Source organism: Dietzia sp. NPDC055340 (genome assembly GCF_053645335.1).
Genome location: NZ_JBSHML010000008.1, coordinates 46863 through 69593 on the forward strand (window position 1 = coordinate 46863; position 22731 = coordinate 69593).

A 22731-nucleotide genomic window follows, 5' to 3' on the forward strand; every position below is an offset into this window, starting at 1 on the left:
GAGCCCGTCAGTCGCGGGCGCGGGTGGGCAGGAACATCCCGATCACCCAGTTGACCAGGCCGATCACAATGGCGCCGAAGAACGCCGCCCAGAACCCGCTGACCACGTACTCGGCGCCGAAGAGCTGGACCGCGCCGGTGATCCAGCTGGTCAGCATGAGCATCAGCGCGTTCACGACCAGCAGGAACAGGCCGAGCGTGAGGATGGTCAGCGGCAGCGAGAGGAGCTGCACGATCGGTTTGACCACCGCATTGACCAGCGTGAACACCACCGCCACGATCAGCAACGCCGTGACGGTGGGCACGCTGATCTGATCCTCGATCGCGCCGGCGCCCGGAGCGTAGATGACAGTGGTCTCGCGCAGGGAGATCCCCGGCACGATCAGCGTGGCCACCCACAGGGCGAGGGTGTTGACGATCAGTCTCAGCACCAGCACCATCGCCGGATCAGCTCCTCACATACGAGTCCGCCACGTCGAGTGCACGGTCGAAGATGTCCAGTCCCTCGTTCGCCTCGTCCGCGGTGATGATGCACGGCGGGACGACGTGGAAGCGGTTGTAGTTCATGAACAGCAGCAGGCCGTCCTTCTTGGCCGCACCGAAGGTCTTGGCCATGGCCTCTGAAGAACCACCGTACGGGGCGAGCGGCTCGCGGGTCTCGCGGTCCGCCACCATTTCGACGGCCCAGAACACACCCAGACCGCGGACCTCGCCGATCGACGGGTGCTTCTCGGCGAGCTCGCGCAGGCGCGGACCGATGACCTCCTCGCCGATGGTGCGCGCGTTCTCGACGATCTTCTCGTCGCGCATGAGGTTTATCGTCGCGACCACCGAGGCGCACGCCAGCGGGTGCCCGGCGTAGGTCAGGCCGCCGGTGTACGGGGTCTTCTCGAAGGAGGCGGCGATCCGGTCGTGCAGGATCACGCCACCGAGCGGCACGTAGCCCGAGTTGGATCCCTTGGCGAAGGTGATGAGGTCGGGCGCCCAGTCGTCGTCGCCGGACCGGAAGTTGTCCAGCGCGAGCCACTCGCCGGTGCGGCCGAAGCCGGACATGACCTCGTCGCAGATCATGACGATGCCGTACTTGTCGCAGATCTCGCGCACACCGCGCAGGTAGTCGGCGGGCGGCACCATGATGCCGACGGTGCCGGGAACGGACTCGATGATCAGCGCCGCGAAGTGGTCCGGCCCCTCGAGGCCGATGAGCGAGTCGAGGTGCTCGAGCGCGCGGTCGCACTCCTGCTTGTCGTTCTCCGCGTAGAACTGCGAGCGGTAGAGGAACGGCGCGTGGAAGTGGACGGCCCCGGTGTTACCCATGTCGTTGGCCCAGCGGCGGGTGTCGCCGGTGAGGTTCATCGAGGTGGTGGTGGCGCCGTGGTAGCTGCGGAACGCCGAGAGGGTCTTGTGGCGGCCCGTGTGGCGGCGGGCCATGCGGATCGCGTGCTCGACGGCCTCGGTACCGGCGTTGGTGAAGAACACGCGGTTCATACCGGCGGGCGCGACCTCGGCGACGAGGCGGGCGGCCTCGGCGCGGGCGCCGTTGGCGTGCGCCGGGTTGATGGTGCACAGCTCGGCGGCCTGATCCTGGATGGCCTTGACCACGACCGGGTGCTGGTGCCCGATGTTGGTGTTGACCAGCTGCGAGGTGAAGTCCAGCAGGCGGTTGTCGTCTCCGTCGGTGAGGTAGCAGCCCTCGGCGGCGGTGATGACCATCGGGTCGGAGGCGCCCCAGGCCGACCAGGGGGCCAGTACGTGGGCGCGCTCCTTGTCGTAGACCTCGCGGGCGGCGGCGTTCTGCGGAGCGGGCACGGGCATTCCTCTCGTTCGACAGCGATGGCGATTGCCCCCATCATGACAGCCCCGGGCCGTTCCCCCGTCCTCCCGGATCCACGATGCGGAAATGCAGGCCGCACGCGCAGGCTCGGGCGCCGAGCCGGACGCCGAGCCTGGCGTCGACCCGTGCGTCCTGTCAGAAGAGCGACTCCTGCGCGTCGTCGACGGGCCGCGCCGAACCGACGGGCTGCCCGGGCGCGACGTCCGCGAGCATCTCCACCAGCCGGGCCGAGCCCACCAGCTCGAGCCCCTTCTTGCGCGCGAACGCCGCGCGGCCCCGCACCGCGTTCGGGGCGTCGCACACCGCGAGTGAGGTGCGGGACGTGATCCGGTCGGCCAGGTAGAGACCGGAGTCGACGACGAGACCGACGATCTCTTCGGGATCGCGATCCACGTCCTGGGTGAACACCACCTCCATGCCCTGGACCAGCCTGCCACCGCGCTTCAGCCGCCCGGCCGGACGCCAGAGACGGGGCGCGGCCACCGCCTCCGCCCAGATGGTCGACACCAGGAAGCCGGTCTCGGGGTGCGCGACCATCGCCTCGAGTTGCCGCACGGACGGGGCCGCGCCCTTCTGGTCGGCCACCGTACGCAGGCCGGAGAACACGCCGGCCAGCACCAGCGCGTCGTCGTGCGCGTCGTGCGCGGACCGCTGCTCGACCCCGAAGTGCTCGGCGAGCGTCGCGAGTTTGAGGTCCCGGGTCGACAGGTGCAGGCGCCCGGCGAAGTCGAGCGTGCAGACGTACTGCGTCAGCGGCGGCTCCAGGCCCACCCGCCGGGCCTCGGCGGCCAGGAACGACGCGTCGAACGTGGCGTTGTGGGCCACGACCGTGCGGCCCTCCAGCACCCGGGTCAGCTCCGGCGCGATGTCCTCGAAGCGCGGTTTGCCGGCGAGCAGCGCCGGGGTGAGGCCGTGCACATGGACGGGCCCCGGATCGACTCCTGGGTTGAGCAGGCTCGTGAACTCTTCGACCACCTCGCCGTCGTCATCCACCACCACCGCCGCCACCGACAACACCCGGTCGACCGCGGGGGTCATCCCCGAGGTCTCGACGTCAACCACCACCCAGCCAGCCATGCGCTCCATCGTGGCACGCGCCACCGACATCCCCGCTTTCCCTGCGCCCGCCGTCCGGATCACTCCATGTCGGACGCGTTGGCTAGTCTCGACGCCGATCGATCAGCGCCGGCGGCCTCACGTCCGGCCCGGGCTCAGGAGGACGCCGTGTCGCGGTACCGGTCGAACACCCCTGCGGCCCTCCTGCGCGATGCCCCGGCACGGGCGCGCCGCCGCACCCGCAGCTGGATCGTCGGGGTGGTCGGCGCGTATCTGCTGGTGTGCCTGGCCGCCCTGCTGGGGGTCGCCGCGACCGCTCCCGGCGCCTCCTCGGGCTCGTCGCAGGCCGCACATCCGCGGGGGTCGGGCGTCGTTCCGGCCGCCGAGCGCGCCGCGCCGGACGGCAGGGTCGAGGACACCTCCCACGCCGTGCGGTGGCTGCCCGTCGGGTGGGCCGACGTGCGCCCGCTGCTGACCGGAACCGTCGCGCAGGCAAGCGACGAGGGCTTCGAACTGGCGGCGTGTGTGCTGGCCATCGACTCTGCCGACGAGCGGGTGGAGTGCGCCGGCAACGACGAGCCGCGCTACGCCGCCTCCGTCATCAAGGCGGCCTACGCGGTGGGCGCGCTCGAGGCGTGGGGCGGCGATCCCGAGGCCGAGACGCCATACGGCCGGCTGGGGGACCTGCTCGAGGACGCCATCACGGTCTCGGACAACGAGGCCGCCAACGTGTTGTACGAGCTGGCGGCCGAGGGACCCACGGCGCCCGACGTCGGCACCCCGATCGAGGCGATCAACGCCATCGCCGACCGCGTGGGGTTGGCCGACGAGTTCCACACCGGCGGCGCGTTCACCTACGAGTGGACCGGCGACTGGAGTCGGGTGAGCGCGCTCGGCAGCGTCGGCTACCTCAACGAGCTGGTCCGGGCCGCCGACGGTCGCGCCGAGACCGGCGAGTCCCTGACCACCCCGGCGGTGGCCCGGCAGGTGCTGGCGCTGATGCTCCAGCAGGAGCGGAACTGGAAGCTGCCGGACCGCCTGCCGTCGGGCTCGGTGGCCAACAAGACCGGCGAGACGGACACGGAGTCGCACGACGTCGCTGTCATCAACACCGCGAGTGGCCGGTACGCGGTCGCGGTGATCAGCACCTCGGACGGCATGTACTCCACCCCCGACCATCTGATGTCGCAGCTCGCCTACGACGTGGCGGACGCACTCGGCGGTGCGGCGAGGTTCTGAGCCGACTACCGGGGCGTCGAGAAATCCCGGACCCGGTCCGGCGGCCCGCACACCACCATCACGTCGCCCGGTGTGAGCACCGTGCCCTCGGCGGGCGCGGCGTATCCCCCGGCGTCTCGCTTGAGCGCCACCAGCCGCACCCCCTCGCGATCCTCCAGCGCGACCGTGTCGATCGGCGTCCCGAGCAGTCGGTCCGGTGGATGGGTCTTTGCCAGGGCCAGCTCGTCGTCGACCTGGGAGTAGTCCAACAGCGAGGCGGTGACCATGTTCCCCACCCGTCGGCCCATCTCCGCTTCGGGGAACACCACGTGCGTGGCCCCCACCCGGTCGAGGATCCGGCCGTGCGTGGCGGTGACCGCCTTGGCCCAGATGTCGGGGATGCCGAGCTCTGCGAGCAGAGTGGTGGTGAGGATGGACGCCTCGATGTCCGAGCCGATCGCCACGACGGCGTGCGTGTAGTCGGCTACGCCAGCCTGCCGCAGCGCCTCGTCATCGGTGGAGTCGGCCACCACGGCGTGGGTGAGCACGTCGGCCACGGCCTGCACCTGCTTCGGGTCGACGTCCATGGCCAGGACCTCGATGCCGCGCTCGGTAAGAGTGCGCGCCAGGGCCGTGCCGAACCGACCGAGACCCACCACCGCGACGCGACCGTGGTCGCCGCCGTGTCTGGGAAGTCCGAACATCATGTGCTCCTTCGTGCGGGACGGCCCGGGTCAACCGACCACGACCCGGTCCTCGGGGTAGTCGTAGTGGCGGTGGACGGTGCGCAGGGCCAGGCTCGTGGCCAGCGTGATGGGGCCGAGTCGGCCGATGTACATCAGCAGGATCACCAGCGCCTGCGCCTCCCCTGGGAGCGACGGGGTGATGCCGGTCGTCAGGCCGACCGTGCCGAATGCGGAGATCACCTCGAAGAGAATCTGGTCCAGCGAGTACTCGGTGATGATCGACAAGGCGAGAGTGGCGGCAAAGACCAGTCCGACGGACAGCAACGCCACGGTGACGGCCTGCCGCTGCACGTCGGGGGCGACGGACCGGCGCATGACGTGCACCTTCGCCTCCCCGCGTACCTCCGACCAGATCAGCACGGCGAGCAGCGCGAACGTGGTGACCTTGATGCCGCCCGCCGTACCGGCACTGCCGCCGCCGATGAACATGAGGACATCCGAGACCAACCAGCTCTGGGTGCGCATCTGGGCGATGTCGAGGGTGTTGAAACCGGCCGTGCGCACGGTGATCCCGTGGAAGCCCGCACCTGTGAGCTTGTCGATCACCGGCCACCCACCGATCGTCCGCTGATTGGTCCACTCCAACAGCACGAACGCCACGATTCCGACCACCATCAGCACGCCGTACGTGGCCAGGGTGAGCCGGGTGTGGACGGAGATCATGCGCCGCGCACCAGCGGTCTCGTACCGGCCGGCGAGCTGCCGACGGAGTTCGAGCAGCACCGGGAAGCCGAGGCCTCCCACGACGATCGCCGCGGCGATGGGCCAGATCACGAGCGGGTCCGTGGCGTAGGACATCAGATTGTCCGAGCGCAGGCCGAAGCCGGCATTGTTGAAGGCGGAGACCGCGTGGAACACGCCGAACCAGGCGGCCCGGCCCGGGTGCATGTCGTAGCTGAGGTGGAACCGCACGGCGAGCACGAGCGCAATGACCGCCTCCACCGCGAGCGCAGTGCGCAGGATGCCGAGGATCACGCGCCGCAGGTCGCCCAGTCGCTCGCCGCGGCGTTCGCTGAGGACCGTCAACCCCATCCGCAGGCCCAGGCGGTCGGACACGAGCATGCCCAGCAGCGTGGCCAGGGTCATCACGCCGAGTCCACCGACCTGGATGAGAAGGAGGATCACCACGTCGCCGACGATCGACCAGTGCACCGCCGTGTCGACCACCGTCAGGCCGGTCACGCAGACCGCGGAGGTGGCGGTGAAGAGCGCGGGAAGAGGCGCGGTCCAGGTGCCGTCCGCCGAGGAGACGGGCAGCATCAGCAGAAGTGTGCCCAGTACTGCGGCGGCGAGGAATCCCGCCACCACGAGGCGCGCCGGGCGTCGCGCGTCCAGCGCGGTGCCGGCTGGTCGGGGCGACGCGGTCATTCGCCGGGGGCCCGGCGTGTGTGGTGACACGAACGACGACTGTAGTCCTCCCACGACCGGTCGTAGAGTGATGCTGATCACTGCCGGTGGCGGGCACGGTGGAATGGTCATCCGTCTGTCGGCCGCGCCTGCCTAGACTCGTCGCATGAGTTCCCGCGCGCACCCCCGCCCGGCCTTGTCCGACGCGCCCCCCACGGCGCTGACCGCGCGCGGCCGGGCGGCCGTCGCGGCGAGCCGGCTGGCGACGTGGGCGTCGCGGGTGTCGGGCCGCGGGTCGGGCGGGATGATCGGCGGCCTGGTCGCGCTCAAGCTCGATCCGGGCCTCATGGCGCAGCTCGCCGCAGGGCGGCGGTCGGCGCTGGTCACGGGGACCAACGGCAAGTCGACGACGACGAGAATGCTCACCGCCGCGCTCGCCACCACCGGCCCGGTGGCGTCCAACGCCAATGGCGACAACATGGACGCCGGGATCGTGTCGGCACTGAGCGCCGACCGCACTGCCCGACTGGCGGCGATCGAGGTCGACGAGTTGCACACGCCGGCGGTCGCGGAGAACACGCGTCCCGAGGCGATCGTGCTGCTCAACCTGAGCCGCGACCAGCTGGACCGGGTCGGGGAGATCAACTCGATCGAGCGGCGGCTGCGGGCCGGGGTCGCGGCGCAGCCGCAGGCCACGCTGGTCGCGAACTGCGACGACGTGATGATCACCTCGATCGCCTACGACAATCCGTCGGTGGTGTGGGTGGCCGCTGGCGCTCCGTGGTCGGGCGACTCGGTGAGCTGCCCGCGGACCGGCGAGCCGATCACCCGCACCGTCGATGGGACTGGCGCGGTGCGCTGGCGGTCGACGGCGCCGCTGCCGGACGGGCGCGAGTTCGCGCGGCCGGAGCCGGACTGGTGGGTCGACGACGAGGCCATCCACGGGCCGGACGGGTTCTCGGCGCCGATGCGTCTGGCGATCCCGGGGCGGGCCAATCGCGGCAACGCGGCCCAGGCCGTGGCCGCGGCGGTGGCGATGGGTGCGGACCCGGCCGCCGCCGTGCGGGCGGTGGAGGGCGTCGACGACGTCGCGGGCCGCTACTCGACCGTGGACGTGGACGGGCGCGCCGCGCACCTGCTGTTGGCCAAGAATCCGGCCGGCTGGCAGGAGGCGCTCGGCATGATCGACACCTCCGCCGACGGTCTGGTGATCGCGGTGAACGGTCAGACCGGCGACGGCGTGGACTTGTCCTGGCTGTGGGACGTGCGCTTCGAGAGTTTCGAGGGCGTGTCCGTGTACGCCTCGGGTGAGCGCGCCGCCGATCTCTCGGTTCGGCTGACGTACGCCGGGATCGACCACGTGCTCGAACCGGATCCTCTGGCCGCGATCCGGCGGTGCCCGGCCGGCCGGGTCGAGGTGCTGGCCAACTACACGGCGTTCCGTGACCTGGGCCGGGCGATCGCCGCGGCGGGATTCGGCCCCGCCGCCTCTGACGCGAAGGAGCAGCAGCGATGACCGACGACCAGAGCATTCCCCGCCCGGCCGAAGCCCGCGGAGCTGACGCCGGCGCGGCCCCCTCGCCATCCACCGTCTCCCCGCTCGACACCGTCTCCCCCGCCTCGCAGCGGCCCACCGAGTCGACGGTACGGATCGGGCTGGTGTTGCCGGATGTCATGGGAACCTACGGCGACGACGGCAACTCCCTCGTCCTGCGCCAGCGTCTGCGGTGGCGGGGCTACGACGCCGAAATCGTGCGGATCACCCTCGACGACGAAGTCCCCGACTCCTGCGATCTCTACACGGTCGGCGGCGGAGAGGACTCTGCACAGAAGTTGGCCTCCCGGCACCTGACCGGGTCGCCCGGCCTGCAGCGTGCGGTCGAGCGTGGCGCTCCGGTGCTTGCGATCTGCGCCGGGATGCAGGTGTTCGGCGAGTGGTTCGTCGTCTCGGACGGCTCCCGCGCGCCCGGCCTCGGCTTGCTCGACATCACCACGTCGCCGCAGGCGAGCCGGTCGATCGGCGAACTGGCGGTCGAGCCGCAGCTCGACGGGCTGTCGCAGCCGTTGACGGGTTTCGAGAACCACATGGGCGCCACCGTCCTCGGCCCTTCAGCCAAGCCGCTCGGCCGCGTCATTTCCGGCGTCGGCAACGGCATCCCGGCCGACTCTTCCGACGTTGACGGTGCCGCCTCCGGCCGTGGCGCCGGCCAGCGGGTCGAGGGCGTGGTGCAGGGATCGATCATCGCGACCTACATGCACGGCCCCGCGCTCGCCCGGAACCCCGAGCTGGCGGATCTACTTCTGTGCCGGGCGCTGGGCGTGGACTCGCTGCCGTCCGTCGACATCGCCGCCGTGGAACAGTTGCGTCGCGAGCGCATGGCGGCCGCCCGGCGGTGATCTGCCGGCCCGCCCCGGCTCGAATCGACGACGGGGGTGAGCGGACGCTCCGGGTGACCGATCCCGGGTGCCGCTGAGCCGCGCTGACCTACCCTCTGGAACATGTGTGATCACCACGGCCCAGCATCCCTTACCGGCACCGTGACCCCTCCCGATCCCGCGGTCGAGGCAGCGCAGGTGCGCGCGCTGTGGGAGCCGCTGGGCCTGCCGGGCATCATCGACGTCCACACGCACTTCATGCCGAAGAACGTGATGGACAAGGTGTGGGATTACTTCAGTGCCGCCGGGCCGAAGATCGGCCGCCCGTGGCCGATCACCTACCGGGAGGCCGAGGACGCGCGTGTCGAGCGTTTGCGCTCCTACGGGGTGCTGGCGTTCTCGTCGATGCTCTACCCGCACAAGCCGGAGATGGGCGCGTGGCTCAATTCGTGGTCGGCGGAGTTCGCGTCCCGCCACCCCGACTGCCTGCACACGTCGACGTTCTTTCCCGAGCCGAGTGCCGGGGACTACGTCCGCGACGCGATCGACGCCGGCACGAGGGTGTTCAAGTCCCACATCCAGGTGGGCGAGTACGACCCTCGCGATCCGCTGCTCGACCCGGTGTGGGGGCAGCTGACCGAGGCGCAGGTGCCGACGGTCATCCACTGTGGCGGCGGCCCGGTGCCGGGGACGTTCACGGGGCCGGAGCCGATCGCCGCGGTGCTCGAGAGGTTCCCGACGCTGCCGCTGATCATCGCCCACATGGGGATGGGCGAGTACTCGGAGTTCCTGGATCTGACCGAGAAGTACCCGAACGTCTACCTGGACACGACCATGGCGTTCACCGACTTCGTCGAGGAGACCCTGCCGTTCCCTCCGGCGGAACGCGGACGGCTCGCGGACCTGGGTGACAAAATCCTGCTGGGGACGGACTTCCCGAATATCCCGTACCCGTACGCCGAGCAACTCGAGGCCCTGATCGGGCTCGGGCTGGGCGAGGACTGGCTACGGGCGGTGTGGCACGGAAACGCCGCCCGGCTGTTCGACCTCTGACGGGGCCCGGCCCGGGTAGCTGATGTCCGGGCCGGTCCCCGAATCCTCCTCGGATGCCTCCGCGGGAGCTGCCGACGACTCAGCCGACGACGCGACCGGCGACCGGGGCGGGGTGTCCATCTGTTCGGGCTGGAGGACACCGCCCGCGCGGGCGACGGCCTGGCCGGGGGTTCCGGAGAGGATGCGCCGCCCGGACAGCGCGCTGCCCAGGGTGAGCTCGTCGGCGAACTCGAGGTCCGCCCCCATCGGTAGGCCGGAGGCCAGGCGGGACACCACGAGATCGGGGAACGGACGCAGCAGCCGGGCGAGGTACGTGCTGGTCGCCTCGCCCGTGGTGTTGGGGTCTGTCGCGATGATGATCTCGGCGATCTCGGCACCCTCGAACTCCTGGCCGACGCGGCGCATCAGTCCGGCGATCCGCAACTCGTTGGGTCCGATTCCGTTGATGGGATCGAGTGCGCCGCCGAGGACGTGGTACAGCCCGTGGAACTCGCGCGTCCGCTCGATGGCCTCGATGTCCTTGGGCTCTTCGACGACGCACACGAGGCTGGGGTCGCGGCGGGGGTCGGAGCAGATGCGGCAGCGTTCGGCGGCGGCGACGGTGCCGCAGATCTCGCAGTAGGTGACGCCCTCGACGACGGCCTGGAGTGCCGAACGGAGGCGCTCGACCGACTCCGGCTCGGCCTGCAGCAGGTGGAACGCCAGGCGTTGTGCCGACTTCGGACCGATGCCCGGCAGCTTGCCGAACTCGTCGATCAGATTCTGAACCGGTCCTTCGTACATCGCGCTTCCCGTGATCTTGCTGTCCCGGCGGCGAGAACACCGTCGGGTTGCGGGGCCCGGAACATTCCGGGCCCCGCGGGCTCACATTCCGAGGCCGCCCATCATGTCACCGAGGCCGCCGCCGGAGGCCAGCGGGCCGAGGCGGGTCTCGGCGAGCTGCTGGACCTTGACGTGAGCGTCGCCGAACGCGCCGACGAGAAGGTCCTGCAAGGTGTCGACATCCTCCGGGTCAACGACCTTCGGGTCGATCGCCACGCCGGTGACCTCACCCGTGCCGCGCATGGAGACGGTGACGAGACCGCCGCCGGCCTGGCCGTCGACCGTGCTCGCGGCGATCTCCTGCTGCGCCTCGGCGAGCTGGGCCTGCATCTGCTGGGCCTGCTGGAGGAGTGCGTTCATGTCGGGTCCGGGCTGCATCTTGGGGTCCTTTCGGCGGTGTACTGGGCTCTGCCTGTTCCTGCCCGGGGTCGGCCCCGGTCGGTCGGCACCCAGCGTAACCGTCCGATCGGACACAGTGCCGTGCCCGCGCCGCCGCGGGTGGGTCAGCGGTCGATCGGGCGGGCCCCGAGGTGCTCCTTGAGCAGTGCCAGCGCGATGTCCTCACCGGTCCGGTGGTCGAGATTCTGCGGGCCGCTGCTGCGGGCCTCGTCGACCATCTCGTCCTCGGAGATCGGCGCCGCTGGCGGCGCGTCCGGTTCGCCGGGTTCCGGTTCGGGCTCCTCGGGCGGCGGCGGGATGTCGTCGTACCCGCTCTGCCCGCCACCGGATCGGCCCTCGGTACGTCCCTGGAGTCGACGCTCCCAGCCCCGGGGTTCGGTCTGCGGGGGCGCTCCGGAAGCCCCGCCGGCCAGGCCTGCCGCGCCTCCCCTGGCCGCCGGCTGATCGGTGGCGGGGGCTGCGCCACCTGCGGGAACACTGCCGGAGGTGCACTCGATGGTCCACTCGCCACCCACGACCTCGGTGATCGAGTCGGTGATGGCGGTGGCGTTGTGCGGCTGCGCCAGTCGCTTGGCCAACGGTGCGTAGTCGTGGACCAGGTGGATCATCCGGCCGTTGACCGCGGCCACGGTCGCGCCGGCGAGCATGACCTCGACGGTCCTGGTCCGCTTACGCACGGCATCACGGATGGCGGGCCAGGCACGGCGGATGTCCTCGGCCTCAAGACCCGCGCCTGTGCGCGCGTCGGCAGCAGCGGGAGCAGCGGAAGCCGACTCTGCCGGGGCCGGTTCTGTAGCAGGTGCCGCGGGCGGGGCGGGCTGCGGAGCGGCGCCCGCCTGAGGTGACTGCCCGGGCGTCTCAGGCTGCTGTGGCCGGGCCTGCTGCTCTGCCGGGAACTGCCCCGCAGCGGGCTGCTCGCGCCACGGATCGTCCGTCGGAGCAGACGGCGGTGCGGCCCCCTGCTCGGCCTGCGAAGCATCGGACTGCTCCTCAGCCGGCGCTGCCGCCGGGGATGCGTCGTGCGGAGTCTGGTGGTCGGCCTGCTGCTGCGCCACGGATTCGCCGGGAACCACCGGCGCCGCGGGGTTCGGAGCGGCAGCCGGCTCGGCCGCGGGCTCGGGACCCCGGGGCTCGGCGGACGGCTGTGGGGGCTCTGCCTGAGCGGCTGGAGCCTGCGACTCAGGAGCCCGGGGCGCCTGCGCCTGGCCCGGCGCCTGCTCTGCGGCAGGCTCGGGCTCGGGGCTCTGCGTAGCCGGAGCAGGCTCGGGACTCTGCGTGGTCGGAGCGGGCTCGGTCGCCTGCGCGACCGGAGCGGCAGGCGGCACAGGAGCTGGCGGAGTGGGAGTGGGCACCGCCGTCGGCGGGGTCACCGCAGTCGCGCCGGCCGCGGCATCGGCGGCCTGCTGCTGCGACCGGCGGACGAACTTCGGCCGGCCTCCGGCGGGAGCCGCAGCCCCCGCGGACTGCGCTACGGGCGGGTGACCGGCGGGCGCCGTGGCCGCGTTGTCGTCGTCAGGCCTCCCGCTCCCACCCGGGGCGGAACCTCCGCCACCACCGACACCCGCGGCGGCGGCCGGGGCACCTCCCCCTACGGCGGGCCGCCCAGCCTCGAGCGACTCGACTCGCTGGAGCAGCGCGGCCACGGAATCATCCGCCGACGGCAGCAAGAGCTTGGCGCAGAGGATCTCGAGCAACAGCCGCGGCGAGGTCGCCCCACGCATCGACGCCATCCCCTCGTGCACCATGTCGGCACAGCGGGCGAGCGTGGCGGGCCCGATGTTCTCGGCCTGGCGGCGCATCGTGTCCGCCTGCTCGACAGGCGCGTCGACGAGCCCGCGCTCGATGGCCTGCGGCACCGACTGCACCATGATCAGATCGCGCAGCCGCTGCAGAAGGTCGGCCGCGAACCGGCGCGGATCGTGTCCGGCCTCGACCACCTTGTCAACGGTCCGGAACAGCGTGGCCCCGTCCCCGGCCGCCAGCGCGTCCACGGAATCGTCGATGAGCGCGACCTCGGTGGCGCCCAGCAGCGCGACGGCCCGGGGGTAGGTGATTCCCTCGTCCCCGGCGCCGGCCATCAGCTGGTCCAGCACGCTGAGGGTGTCTCGCGGCGACCCTCCACCGGCCCGGATGACCAGCGGGAACACCGTCGGGTCGACGTTCACGCCCTCCTGCTCGCTGATCCGCTCGACCAGCCCGCGCATCGACGACGGCGTGAGCAGCCGGAACGGGTAGTGGTGCGTGCGCGAGCGGATGGTCGGCAGGACCTTCTCCGGCTCGGTGGTGGCGAAGATGAAGATGAGGTGCTCCGGCGGCTCCTCCACGATCTTGAGCAACGCGTTGAAACCCGCGTTGGTGACCATGTGGGCCTCATCGATGATGAGCACCCGGTACCGCGAGGACGCCGGCGCGAAGAACGCGCGTTCACGCAGGTCGCGCGTGTCGTCCACGCCGCCGTGGCTGGCCGCGTCGAGCTCCGTGACATCCAGGGTGCCGTTGCCGCCGGGCGCGAGCGCGATGCACGAATCGCACTCACCGCACGGGTCGGGCGTGGGCCCCTGGACGCAGTTGAGCGAGCGGGCGAGGATCCGCGCGGACGAGGTCTTGCCGCAACCGCGCGGCCCGGAGAACAGGTAGGCGTGGTTGATACGACCGGAGGACAACGCCACCGAGAGCGGATCGGTGACGTGCTCCTGCCCCACGACCTCGGCGAACGAGGCGGGACGATACTTCCGATAGAGAGCCACGCCTAGAGGGTACCGAGGGGGTCTGACAACCACGATGGGGACGGCGACCGGGCCATGCGGCCGACGTGGCATGCGGGGAAATGACCGGAGGGGCCGCGCATGCGCAGCCCCTCCCGACGTCCCTCGCGCGGCGATAGGCCCCCTCAGACCCCGCGGCGCGGTTCCCGAACCGGATCATTGGCGCCGGCCCCTCGCAGCCCCTCAGCTGCACTCCGGCACCCGACCCGTGCGGCTCGGACGAGTTTGATACAACCAGACCGCCCCGAGGGGTTCAAGGCCTTCACCCTATTGACGACTGATCAACAATCGGGCCCCGCGGAGTTATCGCACGTCAAGACCGCAGACACCCGTCAGTCCCGGCACGGTTGATTTTTATAACGTGTCCCAGATCACCGGGCCGGAGATGCGCAGGTCACCCCCGAGGGAGCCGACCTCTCACGCGAACTGACGCACCGACAACAGTTGGCCCCCGAACCGGTAACGATGCCGGACCGGTTGTTGCACGCGCCGGAGGACGTGGTTGTCGGGTCAGCCAGCAGCGCGGCAGGCGGCGAGCAGCACGCACAACCCCACGACATCCATCGCGGTCTCCACCTCCACCAGCGGCGGCAGGGTCGGCGCCAGGCGGATGTGGCGATCATCCGGATCGTTGCCGTACGGGTAGGCCGACCCGGCGGGCGTCAGGGCCACGCCGAGCTCCTTGGCCAGGCGCACGGTCTCGGTCGCGGCGCCGTCGACCACCTCGAGATCGATGAAATAGCCACCCTCGGGCATCACCCAGCTCGCGACGCCGTACTCACCGAGCCGCCGGGTCAGCGCGGCATCGGCGGCCTCGAACTTCGGCGCGACGCTCTCGCGGTGCCTGAGCATGTGCGCGCGAACCCCGTCGGCGTCGCCGAAGAACCGGGCGTGCGCCAACTGGTTGACCTTGTTCGGGCCGATGGACCGGATCCCGGTGTGGCCGAGGTACCAGTCGAGGTTCGCCCTGGACGAGGAGAGGAACGACACCCCCGCCCCGGCGAAGGTGATCTTGGAGGTCGAGCAGACCTGCAGGAAGCGATTCGGGTACCCGGCCTCGGCGGCGATCGTGTCGACGTCCGGCACCTTGGGGAAGTCGTTGGTGAGCGTGTGGACGACGTAGGCGTTGTCCCAGATCACCCGGAAGTCGGGGGCGGCGGTGACCATACGGGCCAGGCGGGAGACCGTGTGGTCGTCATAGACCGCACCCGTGGGATTGGAGAAGATCGGCACGCACCACATGCCCTTGATCGACGGATCCTCCGCGACGAGCCGCTCGACCTCGTCCATGTCCGGACCGGTCGGGCCCAGCGGCACCGGCACCATCTCGATGCCCAGCGCCTCGGTGATCCCGAAGTGGCGGTCGTAACCCGGAACGGGGCACAGCCAGCGCAGCTGCGGCTCGTCCTTCCAGGGCCGGAGAGAGTCGGGCGTGCCGAACAGCATGGCGAACGTCAGCAGGTCGTACATGATCGACAGGCTCGCGTTGTCCTGCGCGATCACCCGGTCCACATCCACGCCCAGCAGCTCGGCGAAGATCGACCGCAACTCGGGCAGACCCGCACCGCCGCCGTAGTTGCGCACATCGGTCCCACCGGCCATGTGGTCGCCCTCGCCGGGCAGGGAGAGCAGGCGCTCGGACAGATCGAGCTGCTCGGGCGAGGGCTTACCGCGCGTCAGATCCAGACTCAGCCCTGTGGCCGCCAGCGCGTCAAACTCCGAGAACAGTTGCGACTCGAGCTGAGCGAGATCGGCGGTGGAGAGATCGGACAGCGCCACGGTGGCCTCCGTCGGGTTCGGCAACTGGGGTGATGGTGGTGCCCTCTAGATATAAGGGGACCCCGCGCACCCGCCAGAGCCCGCTGACCCTTGCTGCCTTCCGGCCCTGGGGGAGTTCACAGGATGGACGCCGCGCGGGGTCCGTGGACGAGTCTAGCGGTGCGACCCCCGAGCCCGCACATGACCCATCCCGCGACGCGCCCCGTCCGCCATCCACGCGCCGCCCGCGCCACGCCCGCCGTGCCGTGGTTTGCCTCCGATTAACCGGGCTGGGTAAAGTGCTCCACGGAGGATTCGCCTAGTGGCCTATGGCGCTCGCCTGGAACGCGGGTTGGGGTTTATAGCCCCTCAGGGGTTCAAATCCCCTATCCTCCGCCGCAGACGCGGCCCGGAGCTCTCGAGCCCGGGCCGCGTCTCTCATTTCGGGCCCACCAGCGTGATCGCCCCAGCATCCCCATCGATGTGGACCACTGCGTCCGCCGCGAGTCGGGCCGTCGCCGCCTCCACCCCGAGCACCGCCGGGATCCCCACCTCCCGCGCCACGATCGCCGCGTGCGAGAGCACCCCGCCGGTCTCCGTGATGACCGCCGCCGCGACGGTGAACAGCGGGGTCCACGCCGGATCGGTCTCACGGCAGACGAGCACGTCCCCCGGCCTCACCTGACGAAAGTCCGCCGGCCCCCGGACGTGACGGACACGTCCGGTGGCCGTCCCCGCCGCGCCGGCGACCCCGCGCAGCACATCTCGCCCCGGGGCCTGCGGCGCCGGGGCCGGCAACTCCGCGGTCACCGGCCGCGCCTGGAGGACCCGGATCCGGTCGCCTTCGAGCGCCCACTCCACATCCCTGGGACCACCGAGCGCCTGCGAGATCCGGACGCCGAGCGCGTGCAGCGTCCGCACGTCGTGGTCGCGGAGACACGGCCGGGCCCGGTCCGCCGCGGGCACCGGGGAGGTCACGATCCGCCCGCCGACCCGATCACCGCGTTCGGTCTTCGCCCCGATCCGACGAGCGCGCACGCCGGTCCCGTCGACGGTCCAGGAGTCCGGGGTCACCCGCCCGGAGACGAGCCCGTCGCCGATCCCCCACGCCGCCTCGATCACCGTGACCGCACCCGTGCCGCCGGCCATCCCGGGCCACGTGAACATCACTCCGGACACCTGCGGGTCGACCCACTCCTGCACCAGTACGGCCATCTCCCCCGCGTCCGCGCCGGCGCCCTCATCGCTGCGGCCGCCCCGACCACCGCGGGCCCCGAGCGCGCGATAGGCGACGGCCCGCTCGTCCCATGTCGACGCCCAGCACGCCCGGATCGCGTCGCGCACCCCGACGCGACCCCGCACGGCGAGCGCGCTGTGGTGCTGCCCCGCCGCCGAACTCCGGTCGGTGTCCTCCGATGACGACGACGAGCGCACCGCCACGCACCCCGAAGCCGATCGCCCGGTGAGACGGTCAAGCGCGCGGGCGATGGCGCCGTCGACCGAGGGAGGTAGCGCGGCGGCGAGGAGCTTCTCGCGGACCTCCTGCGGCGGCCCGGCGATGCCGAGACCGGCGACCGCGTCCCGGAAGACGGACACGGGGACCACGAATCCGGGTGGGACGTCGAACCCGGCACGCAGCAGTTCCGCCAGCGGCGCCGCCTTACCCCCGACCTCCGGGCCGCAGGCGGCATCGAGGTCGACCACGGCAGAGCTCACCGGCGCTCCCGCCCCAGCCCGGACACGAAATCCTGGTGGAGTTCGGCCCAGACCGTGTGGCACGACAGGGTGCCGACGCCGGCGATCGCGTCGTCGATGCCGTCCCGGGCCCGCGCGGCGGCGGCCCCGAACTGCCGGGGATAGCGCCCGTACCGCGGCACCGCGGGTACGAGCCGGACAATCAGCTCGTCGAGTTCCAGGTAGAGCTCGTCGAGTTCTGCGACCGTGCGGCCCCGCGCCGCGACCCGGCCGGCGGGCGTCGCCAGCTGCCATTCGGTGACCGTTCGCACCATCCGGGGATTGACCCGCTCGAATTCCGCCGCGCCCTCCTCGACGAGCTGACGCACTCCGGGCACCGACATCTCGTCGGCGTGCAGCGCCGCGTCGCGCCCACGGCCATGCTCGGTGAGGACCCAACCGCCGGATCCGGCGAACTCCACGAACTCGACCAGGCTCTTACGCTCCAGTCCGCGAAGGGCCTCCTCGGCGGTCGGCCCGGGGAGCATCGCCCGCTCGCCGACCTGGGCCGAGGAACTGAATCCTCCGAGCCTGATGGCGTGCAGTACCGGGAAGTCGGCAGCGCCCGTCACCCACCCACCTCGTTCGCCCGATCGCTCACCCGACGGAACCGCTGCTGCGCGGCCTGTGGTGTGCGGACCCGCAGCTGGCGCGCGATGTCCGGCCAGGTCAGCCCTTCTGCGCGTGCGATGAGGATCAGCGCGGACTCGAGGGCGTCCAGATCCTCACGTGCGGTCTCGATCAGGGCGAGCGCGGCGCGGATGTCGTCATGTGAGGCCTGGCCCACCGCGGAATTGGCGTGGCGGACTGCGAAGCGCAGCAGCGTCACGTCGTCGGGCGCCGCCCGGTGCGGCTGCCACGGTTGTCGCGGCAGCGCGTCAGCCCCCGCGTCGAGCAGCTGCTGCCGCGCCACCTCCACCGTCGTGGCCTCGTCCGTCTCGCCCCTGGAATCCATACACCCACGTTGGGGCATCAACGCCTCATTGTCAACAAGTCGTTGAGATGGTGGTACGGGCCCGGGTGCGAGCCCGGCCGAGTTGCACGCCCTCCCGACCCGCAACCCGGCTCCGGCGCGCGCCCACCTCGGTAGCATTACGACCGTGACGGAGACCACGGCCCCGGACGTCGCGCTTCGCGTGCTCGTCTACAGCAACGACGCCAGTACCCGCGGCCGCGTCATCTCCGCCCTGGGCACGCGCCCGCACCCGGATCTGCCGCGACTGGACCACGTCGAGGTGGCCACCTCCCCGGCCGCGATCGCCCACCTGGACGCCGGCGGGGTCGATCTGGCGATCCTCGACGGCGAGGCCGCCCCCACCGGCGGCCTGGGCCTGGCCAAGCAGCTGCGCGACGAGCTCGACAACTGCCCGCCGATCCTCGTCCTGATCGGCCGTGCCGACGACCGCTGGCTCGCGGACTGGTCCCGCGCGGACGCCTCCGTCGCCCACCCGATCGACCCACTGACGCTGCGCGACACGGTCAACGGCCTCCTCACCGGGTCCCGACCGCACCCCTGACACGCGGTCTGCCCGAAGTGCCGACACCCGTCGAAGCTATGTGAGTAGAGTCACAGTCAGTGACCGGTGAGAACCGGATCACCGGGGAGACGGGGCCCTGGAGAACCCACCACGACAGGCCGCCCGGACCCCCTGCGGTTGCAGGAGAGGTGTGCCCACAGGCACGCCCTCGACCAGGCGCGAGGGAGTGACACCGACGTGAACGAGTATGTGCCCATTCTGGTCCTCGGGGGCCTGGCCGTCGCGTTCGCCGTGTTCTCGTCGTTCGTCTCGTCACTGGCGGGGCCGAGCCGCTTCAACCGGGCCAAGGTCGAGGCCTACGAGTGCGGCATCCAGCCCACCCCGCAGCCGGCGGGCGGCGGCCGTTTCCCGGTGAAGTACTACCTCACCGCGATGCTCTTCATCATCTTCGGCATCGAGATCCTCTTCCTGTACCCGTGGGCCGTCTACTTCGACGAACTGGGCCTGTTCGGCCTGGCCGCGATGGCCCTGTTCGTCGTCAACGTCTCCGTCGCCTACGCCTACGAGTGGCGCCGCGGCGGGCTGAGCTGGGACTAGCCGGCAGCGTCCGCGACACGCGCGGACGCACGCGAGATACGGGAAAGGAGCACGGCCATGGGACTCGAGGAGAAGGTGCCGGCCGGGTTCCTGCTGACCACGGTCGAGCAGCTCGCCGGATACTTCCGCAAGGGGTCGCTGTGGCCGGCCACGTTCGGGCTGGCGTGCTGCGCGATCGAGATGATGGCCACCAGTGGCGGCCGCTACGACCTGGCGCGTTTCGGCACGGAGGTGTTCCGCGCCTCGCCGCGCCAGGCGGACCTGATGATCGTCGCGGGCCGGGTGAGTCAGAAGATGGCCCCGGTGCTGCGCCAGGTATACGACCAGATGGCCGAGCCCAAGTGGGTGCTGGCGATGGGCGTGTGCGCGTCGTCCGGCGGGATGTTCAACAACTACGCGATCGTCCAGGGCGTCGACCACATCGTGCCCGTCGACATCTACCTGCCCGGCTGCCCACCGCGCCCGGAGATGCTCATGCACGCCATCCTCACGCTGCACACCAAGATCGAGTCGATGCCGCTGGGCGTCAACCGGGTGGAGGCGGTGAAGGCCGCCGAGCAGGCCGCCCTGGACGAGCGCCCGTTGATCCCGGTTGAGGGGATGTTCCGATGACGGACAACCCGGACCGCGGCGACCCACCGGAGCTCCGTGACGCGCCCGACCGACGTGGTGTACCCGGCCGCCGCGACGCCCCCTCTACAACCGGTGAGTTCGCGGTGCCCGATGCGCACCGCGCAGGGCCGGAACTGGTCGGCGAGCGCCGCGGCATGTTCGGCGTCCGCGGGTCGGGGGACACGTCGGGGTTCGGCGGCCTGGTCCGCCCGACGGCACTGCCGGGCGGGTCGGAACCGCCGTATGAGAACGACGACGACAACGCCGTCATCGAGGGCCTCACGGCAGCCCTGCGGCGGCAGGGCGGGCCGGGCTTCGACGAGGCCGTCGAGCGGGTCGTGGTCCACGCCGGCCAGCTGACCCTGCACGTGGTGCGGGAGCACCTGGCGACGGTGGCGCGGACGCTGCGGGATGATCCCGCGCTGCGGTTCGAGATGTCGCTGGGCGCCAGCGGGGTGCACTACCCGGACGCGACCGGCCGAGAGCTGCACGTGGTGTATCCGCTGCAGTCCATCACCCACAACCGCCGCGTGATGCTGGAGACCAGCGCCCCGGATTCGGACCCGCACGTCCCGTCGCTGACCCGCGTGTATCCCACGACGGACTGGCACGAGCGGGAGACCTACGACTTCTTCGGCGTGATCTTCGACGGTCATCCGTCGCTGACCCGGATCGAGATGCCGGACGACTGGGAGGGCCACCCGCAGCGCAAGGACTACCCGCTGGGCGGCATCCCGGTGCAGTACAAGGGCGCGACCGTGCCGCCGCCGGACGAGCGGAGGGCGTACTCATGAGCACCGACCGCACCCGCGCGCGCCGCACCCGCCGCTCCGCCGGCCCGGGCAGCGACGCCTCCGACACGATCCTCACCGCCTCCGGGCAGGACTGGGACGCGATCAGCGCCGCCGCGCGCAATGCCGACGACGACCGCATCGTGGTCAACATGGGCCCGCAGCACCCGTCGACCCACGGGGTGCTGCGGTTGATCCTCGAGATCGAGGGCGAGACGGTCACGCAGGCCCGCTGTGGGATCGGCTACCTGCACACGGGGATCGAGAAGAACCTCGAGTTCCGCTACTGGACCCAGGGCGTCACCTTCGTCACCCGCATGGACTACCTGTCGCCGTTCTTCAACGAGGTGGCCTACTGCCTCGGGGTGGAGAAGCTGCTCGGGATCACCGACCGGGTCCCCGAGCGGGCGTCGGTGATCCGGGTGATGCTCATGGAGCTCAACCGCATCGCCTCCCACCTGGTCGCGGTGGCCACGGCCGGCATGGAACTGGGCGCCACCACCCCGATGCTGTTCGGGTTCCGCGATCGCGAGCTGATCCTCGACGTGTTCGAGGTGATCAGCGGGCTGCGGATGAACCATGCCTACGTCCGGCCGGGCGGGGTGGTGCAGGACCTGCCCGACGAGGCCGTGCCCATGGTCCGCGACCTGCTCGAGGTGCTGCCGGGGCGGATCCGCGAGATGGAACTGCTGCTGCGGGAGAACCCCATCTGGAAGATGCGGTTGTCCGGCATCGGCTACCTGGACCTGACCGGCTGCATGGCCCTCGGCGTGACCGGCCCGGTCCTGCGCGCGACCGGCCTGCCGCACGACGTGCGCCGCTCCGATCCCTACTGCGGCTACGAGAACTACGAGTTCGACGTGGTCACAGGGTCTGCCAGCGACTGCTACGACCGCTTCGTCATCCGCATCGACGAGATGAAGGAGTCACTGAAGATCGTCGAGCAGTGCCTGGACCGGCTCGCCCCCGGCCCGGTGATGGTCGACGACCCCAAGATCGCCTGGCCCGCCCAGCTCAAGGTCGGCCCCGACGGCCTCGGCAACTCCCAGGAGCACATCCGCCACATCATGGACAGCTCCATGGAGGCGCTGATCCACCACTTCAAGCTGGTCACCGAGGGCTTCCCCGTGCCGCCCGGCCAGGTGTACGTGCCGGTCGAGTCGCCGCGCGGCGAGCTGGGCGTGCACATGGTCTCCGACGGTGGCACCCGCCCGTACCGGGTGCACTACCGCGACCCGTCGTTCACCAACCTGCAGGCCGTCGCCGCCATGTGCGAGGGCGGGATGATCGCCGACGTGATCGCCTCCGTGGCCAGCATCGACCCCGTGATGGGAGGGGTGGACCGATGAGCACTCCGCAGCAGTCCCGCGGCGAGCCGGTGTTCCTCCAGTTCGGCCGCCTGGCCGACGAACCCGGCGAGGTCGTCCGGCCGGACGCCCGCCGCGCGTACCCCGCCGACGTGCGGGGCCGCCTCCGGGCCGACGCCGATCACATCGTCTCCCGGTATCCGCAGGCCCGCTCGGCGCTGCTGCCGCTGCTGCATCTGGTCCAGGCGGAGGACGGGTACCTGACCCCGGCCGGGATCGAGTTCTGCGCCGTCGTCGTCGACCTCTCCCCCGCCGAGGTCATGGCGGTGGCCACCTTCTACTCCATGTACCGACGCACGCCAACGGGCGACTACCTCGTCGGGGTGTGCACCAACACCCTCTGCGCGGTGATGGGCGGCGACGAGATCTACGCCGACCTCGCCGACCACCTGGGCCTCGACGGGCCCGGCACCACCGACGACGGGCGCGTCACGCTCGAACGGATCGAGTGCAACGCGGCCTGCGACTACGCGCCGGTGGTGATGGTGAACTGGGAGTTCTTCGACGACCAGACGCCCGAGGAGGCGCGGCGCGTCGTCGACGACCTGCGCGCCGGCAGGACCGTGACGCCCACGCGCGGCGCCCCGCTGTGCACGTTCCGGCAGACCTCCCGGATCCTCGCCGGCTTCCCCGACCCCCGCCCCGGCGCGAACGACGGCGCGCCCGGCGAGGCCACCCTGGCCGGACTGCGCATCGCGCGCGAGCACGACATGCGCGCGCCCGAACCCGGCGGGCCCACACGCGACGACACCGCCCCCACCCCGGACGAGGAGGCCTGA

General features: G+C 71.2%; 21 protein-coding genes, 1 tRNA gene, 1 other RNA gene and 1 pseudogene. 11 read left to right on the forward strand and 13 right to left on the reverse strand.

Features of this window, described 5'->3' with window-relative positions; genetic code table 11:
• Positions 1-7 precede the first annotated feature (7 nt).
• From ACWIFB_RS07650 to ACWIFB_RS07660, 3 genes are all read right to left on the reverse strand, one after another.
• A complete protein-coding gene (locus ACWIFB_RS07650) occupies positions 8-439 on the reverse strand; it encodes a phage holin family protein (protein WP_452100088.1) in 432 nt (143 codons plus the stop codon).
• 7 nt (positions 440-446) lie between these two features.
• Positions 447-1814 (reverse strand): aminotransferase class III-fold pyridoxal phosphate-dependent enzyme, encoded by a 1368-nt coding sequence (locus tag ACWIFB_RS07655; RefSeq protein WP_452100089.1) that lies wholly within the window; start codon positions 1812-1814, stop codon positions 447-449.
• Between the two features lie 154 nt (positions 1815-1968).
• Positions 1969-2940, reverse strand: a complete 972-nt coding sequence (locus ACWIFB_RS07660; RefSeq protein ID WP_454057868.1) for an exonuclease domain-containing protein — start codon at positions 2938-2940, stop codon at positions 1969-1971.
• Positions 2941-3057: 117 nt separating this feature from the next.
• On the opposite strand from ACWIFB_RS07660, the gene ACWIFB_RS07665 reads away from it, so the two are divergent.
• On the forward strand, positions 3058-4128 hold the full coding sequence (locus tag ACWIFB_RS07665; RefSeq protein WP_454057869.1) for a serine hydrolase: 1071 nt from the start codon (positions 3058-3060) through the stop codon (positions 4126-4128).
• Positions 4129-4133: 5 nt separating this feature from the next.
• Here the strand turns inward: ACWIFB_RS07665 and ACWIFB_RS07670 are convergent, their stop codons facing one another.
• Complete coding sequence (locus ACWIFB_RS07670; protein WP_454057870.1) at positions 4134-4811, reverse strand: potassium channel family protein; 678 nt, start codon at positions 4809-4811, stop codon at positions 4134-4136.
• A gap of 30 nt (positions 4812-4841) precedes the next feature.
• Complete coding sequence (locus tag ACWIFB_RS07675) at positions 4842-6251, reverse strand: TrkH family potassium uptake protein (RefSeq protein WP_454057871.1); 1410 nt, start codon at positions 6249-6251, stop codon at positions 4842-4844.
• A gap of 115 nt (positions 6252-6366) precedes the next feature.
• Between ACWIFB_RS07675 and ACWIFB_RS07680 the strand changes: the two genes are divergently transcribed.
• The 3 genes from ACWIFB_RS07680 to ACWIFB_RS07690 all read left to right on the forward strand — a co-directional run bounded on the left by ACWIFB_RS07680 (position 6367) and on the right by ACWIFB_RS07690 (position 9629).
• Positions 6367-7716, forward strand: coding sequence for a MurT ligase domain-containing protein (locus ACWIFB_RS07680; protein WP_452100094.1), 1350 nt, complete (start codon positions 6367-6369; stop codon positions 7714-7716).
• Complete coding sequence (locus tag ACWIFB_RS07685) at positions 7713-8597, forward strand: type 1 glutamine amidotransferase (RefSeq protein WP_452100095.1); 885 nt, start codon at positions 7713-7715, stop codon at positions 8595-8597. Before ACWIFB_RS07680 ends, ACWIFB_RS07685 begins: the two co-directional genes overlap by 4 nt.
• Before the next feature lie 102 nt (positions 8598-8699).
• Positions 8700-9629 (forward strand): amidohydrolase family protein, encoded by a 930-nt coding sequence (locus ACWIFB_RS07690; protein WP_452100096.1) that lies wholly within the window; start codon positions 8700-8702, stop codon positions 9627-9629.
• Between the two features lie 177 nt (positions 9630-9806).
• On the opposite strand, the pseudogene recR reads toward ACWIFB_RS07690, so the two are convergent.
• The 5 genes and pseudogenes from recR to ffs form a co-directional block, all read right to left on the reverse strand.
• Positions 9807-10412 (reverse strand): annotated as a pseudogene (gene recR, locus ACWIFB_RS07695) (recombination mediator RecR); the annotation flags it as partial.
• Between the two features lie 81 nt (positions 10413-10493).
• A complete protein-coding gene (locus tag ACWIFB_RS07700; protein WP_344992187.1) occupies positions 10494-10829 on the reverse strand; it encodes a YbaB/EbfC family nucleoid-associated protein in 336 nt (111 codons plus the stop codon).
• A 125-nt stretch (positions 10830-10954) separates the two neighbouring features.
• Positions 10955-13597, reverse strand: coding sequence for a DNA polymerase III subunit gamma and tau (locus ACWIFB_RS07705; protein WP_454057872.1), 2643 nt, complete (start codon positions 13595-13597; stop codon positions 10955-10957).
• Positions 13598-14125: 528 nt separating this feature from the next.
• Positions 14126-15394 carry an aminotransferase class I/II-fold pyridoxal phosphate-dependent enzyme gene (locus ACWIFB_RS07710; protein ID WP_452100121.1) on the reverse strand — a complete coding sequence of 423 codons (1269 nt, stop codon included), beginning with the start codon at positions 15392-15394 and terminating at the stop codon, positions 14126-14128.
• A 51-nt stretch (positions 15395-15445) separates the two neighbouring features.
• Positions 15446-15540, reverse strand: an RNA gene (ffs, locus tag ACWIFB_RS07715) — signal recognition particle sRNA small type.
• 141 nt (positions 15541-15681) lie between these two features.
• On the opposite strand from ffs, the gene ACWIFB_RS07720 reads away from it, so the two are divergent.
• Positions 15682-15769 (forward strand) — tRNA-Ser (locus tag ACWIFB_RS07720).
• A gap of 42 nt (positions 15770-15811) precedes the next feature.
• Here the strand turns inward: ACWIFB_RS07720 and ACWIFB_RS07725 are convergent.
• The 3 genes from ACWIFB_RS07725 to ACWIFB_RS07735 are packed head-to-tail and all read right to left on the reverse strand — an operon-like array spanning position 15812 to position 18062.
• The gene (locus ACWIFB_RS07725; protein ID WP_454057873.1) at positions 15812-17089 is read right to left on the reverse strand and encodes a PEP/pyruvate-binding domain-containing protein; all 1278 of its coding nucleotides are present in this window, start codon (positions 17087-17089) and stop codon (positions 15812-15814) included.
• Positions 17086-17679 carry a hypothetical protein gene (locus tag ACWIFB_RS07730; protein WP_454057874.1) on the reverse strand — a complete coding sequence of 198 codons (594 nt, stop codon included), beginning with the start codon at positions 17677-17679 and terminating at the stop codon, positions 17086-17088. Before ACWIFB_RS07730 ends, ACWIFB_RS07725 begins: the two co-directional genes overlap by 4 nt.
• A complete protein-coding gene (locus ACWIFB_RS07735) occupies positions 17676-18062 on the reverse strand; it encodes a hypothetical protein (RefSeq protein WP_452100100.1) in 387 nt (128 codons plus the stop codon). The genes ACWIFB_RS07730 and ACWIFB_RS07735 overlap by 4 nt, the downstream gene beginning before the upstream one ends.
• Positions 18063-18207: 145 nt before the next feature.
• Here ACWIFB_RS07735 and ACWIFB_RS07740 point away from each other — a divergent pair, with 145 nt between their 5' ends.
• The 6 genes from ACWIFB_RS07740 to nuoE all read left to right on the forward strand — a co-directional run bounded on the left by ACWIFB_RS07740 (position 18208) and on the right by nuoE (position 22731).
• A complete protein-coding gene (locus ACWIFB_RS07740; protein ID WP_452100101.1) occupies positions 18208-18624 on the forward strand; it encodes a hypothetical protein in 417 nt (138 codons plus the stop codon).
• 198 nt (positions 18625-18822) lie between these two features.
• The gene (locus ACWIFB_RS07745) at positions 18823-19182 is read left to right on the forward strand and encodes an NADH-quinone oxidoreductase subunit A (RefSeq protein ID WP_230931109.1); all 360 of its coding nucleotides are present in this window, start codon (positions 18823-18825) and stop codon (positions 19180-19182) included.
• 57 nt (positions 19183-19239) lie between these two features.
• Positions 19240-19794, forward strand: a complete 555-nt coding sequence (locus ACWIFB_RS07750; protein WP_230931110.1) for a NuoB/complex I 20 kDa subunit family protein — start codon at positions 19240-19242, stop codon at positions 19792-19794.
• Between the two features lie 155 nt (positions 19795-19949).
• A complete protein-coding gene (locus tag ACWIFB_RS07755; protein ID WP_454057947.1) occupies positions 19950-20588 on the forward strand; it encodes an NADH-quinone oxidoreductase subunit C in 639 nt (212 codons plus the stop codon).
• Entirely contained in the window at positions 20585-21934 is a 1350-nt protein-coding gene (nuoD, locus tag ACWIFB_RS07760) for an NADH dehydrogenase (quinone) subunit D (protein ID WP_454057875.1), read from the forward strand. The genes ACWIFB_RS07755 and nuoD overlap by 4 nt, the downstream gene beginning before the upstream one ends.
• A complete protein-coding gene (gene nuoE, locus ACWIFB_RS07765) occupies positions 21931-22731 on the forward strand; it encodes an NADH-quinone oxidoreductase subunit NuoE (protein WP_454057876.1) in 801 nt (266 codons plus the stop codon). Before nuoD ends, nuoE begins: the two co-directional genes overlap by 4 nt.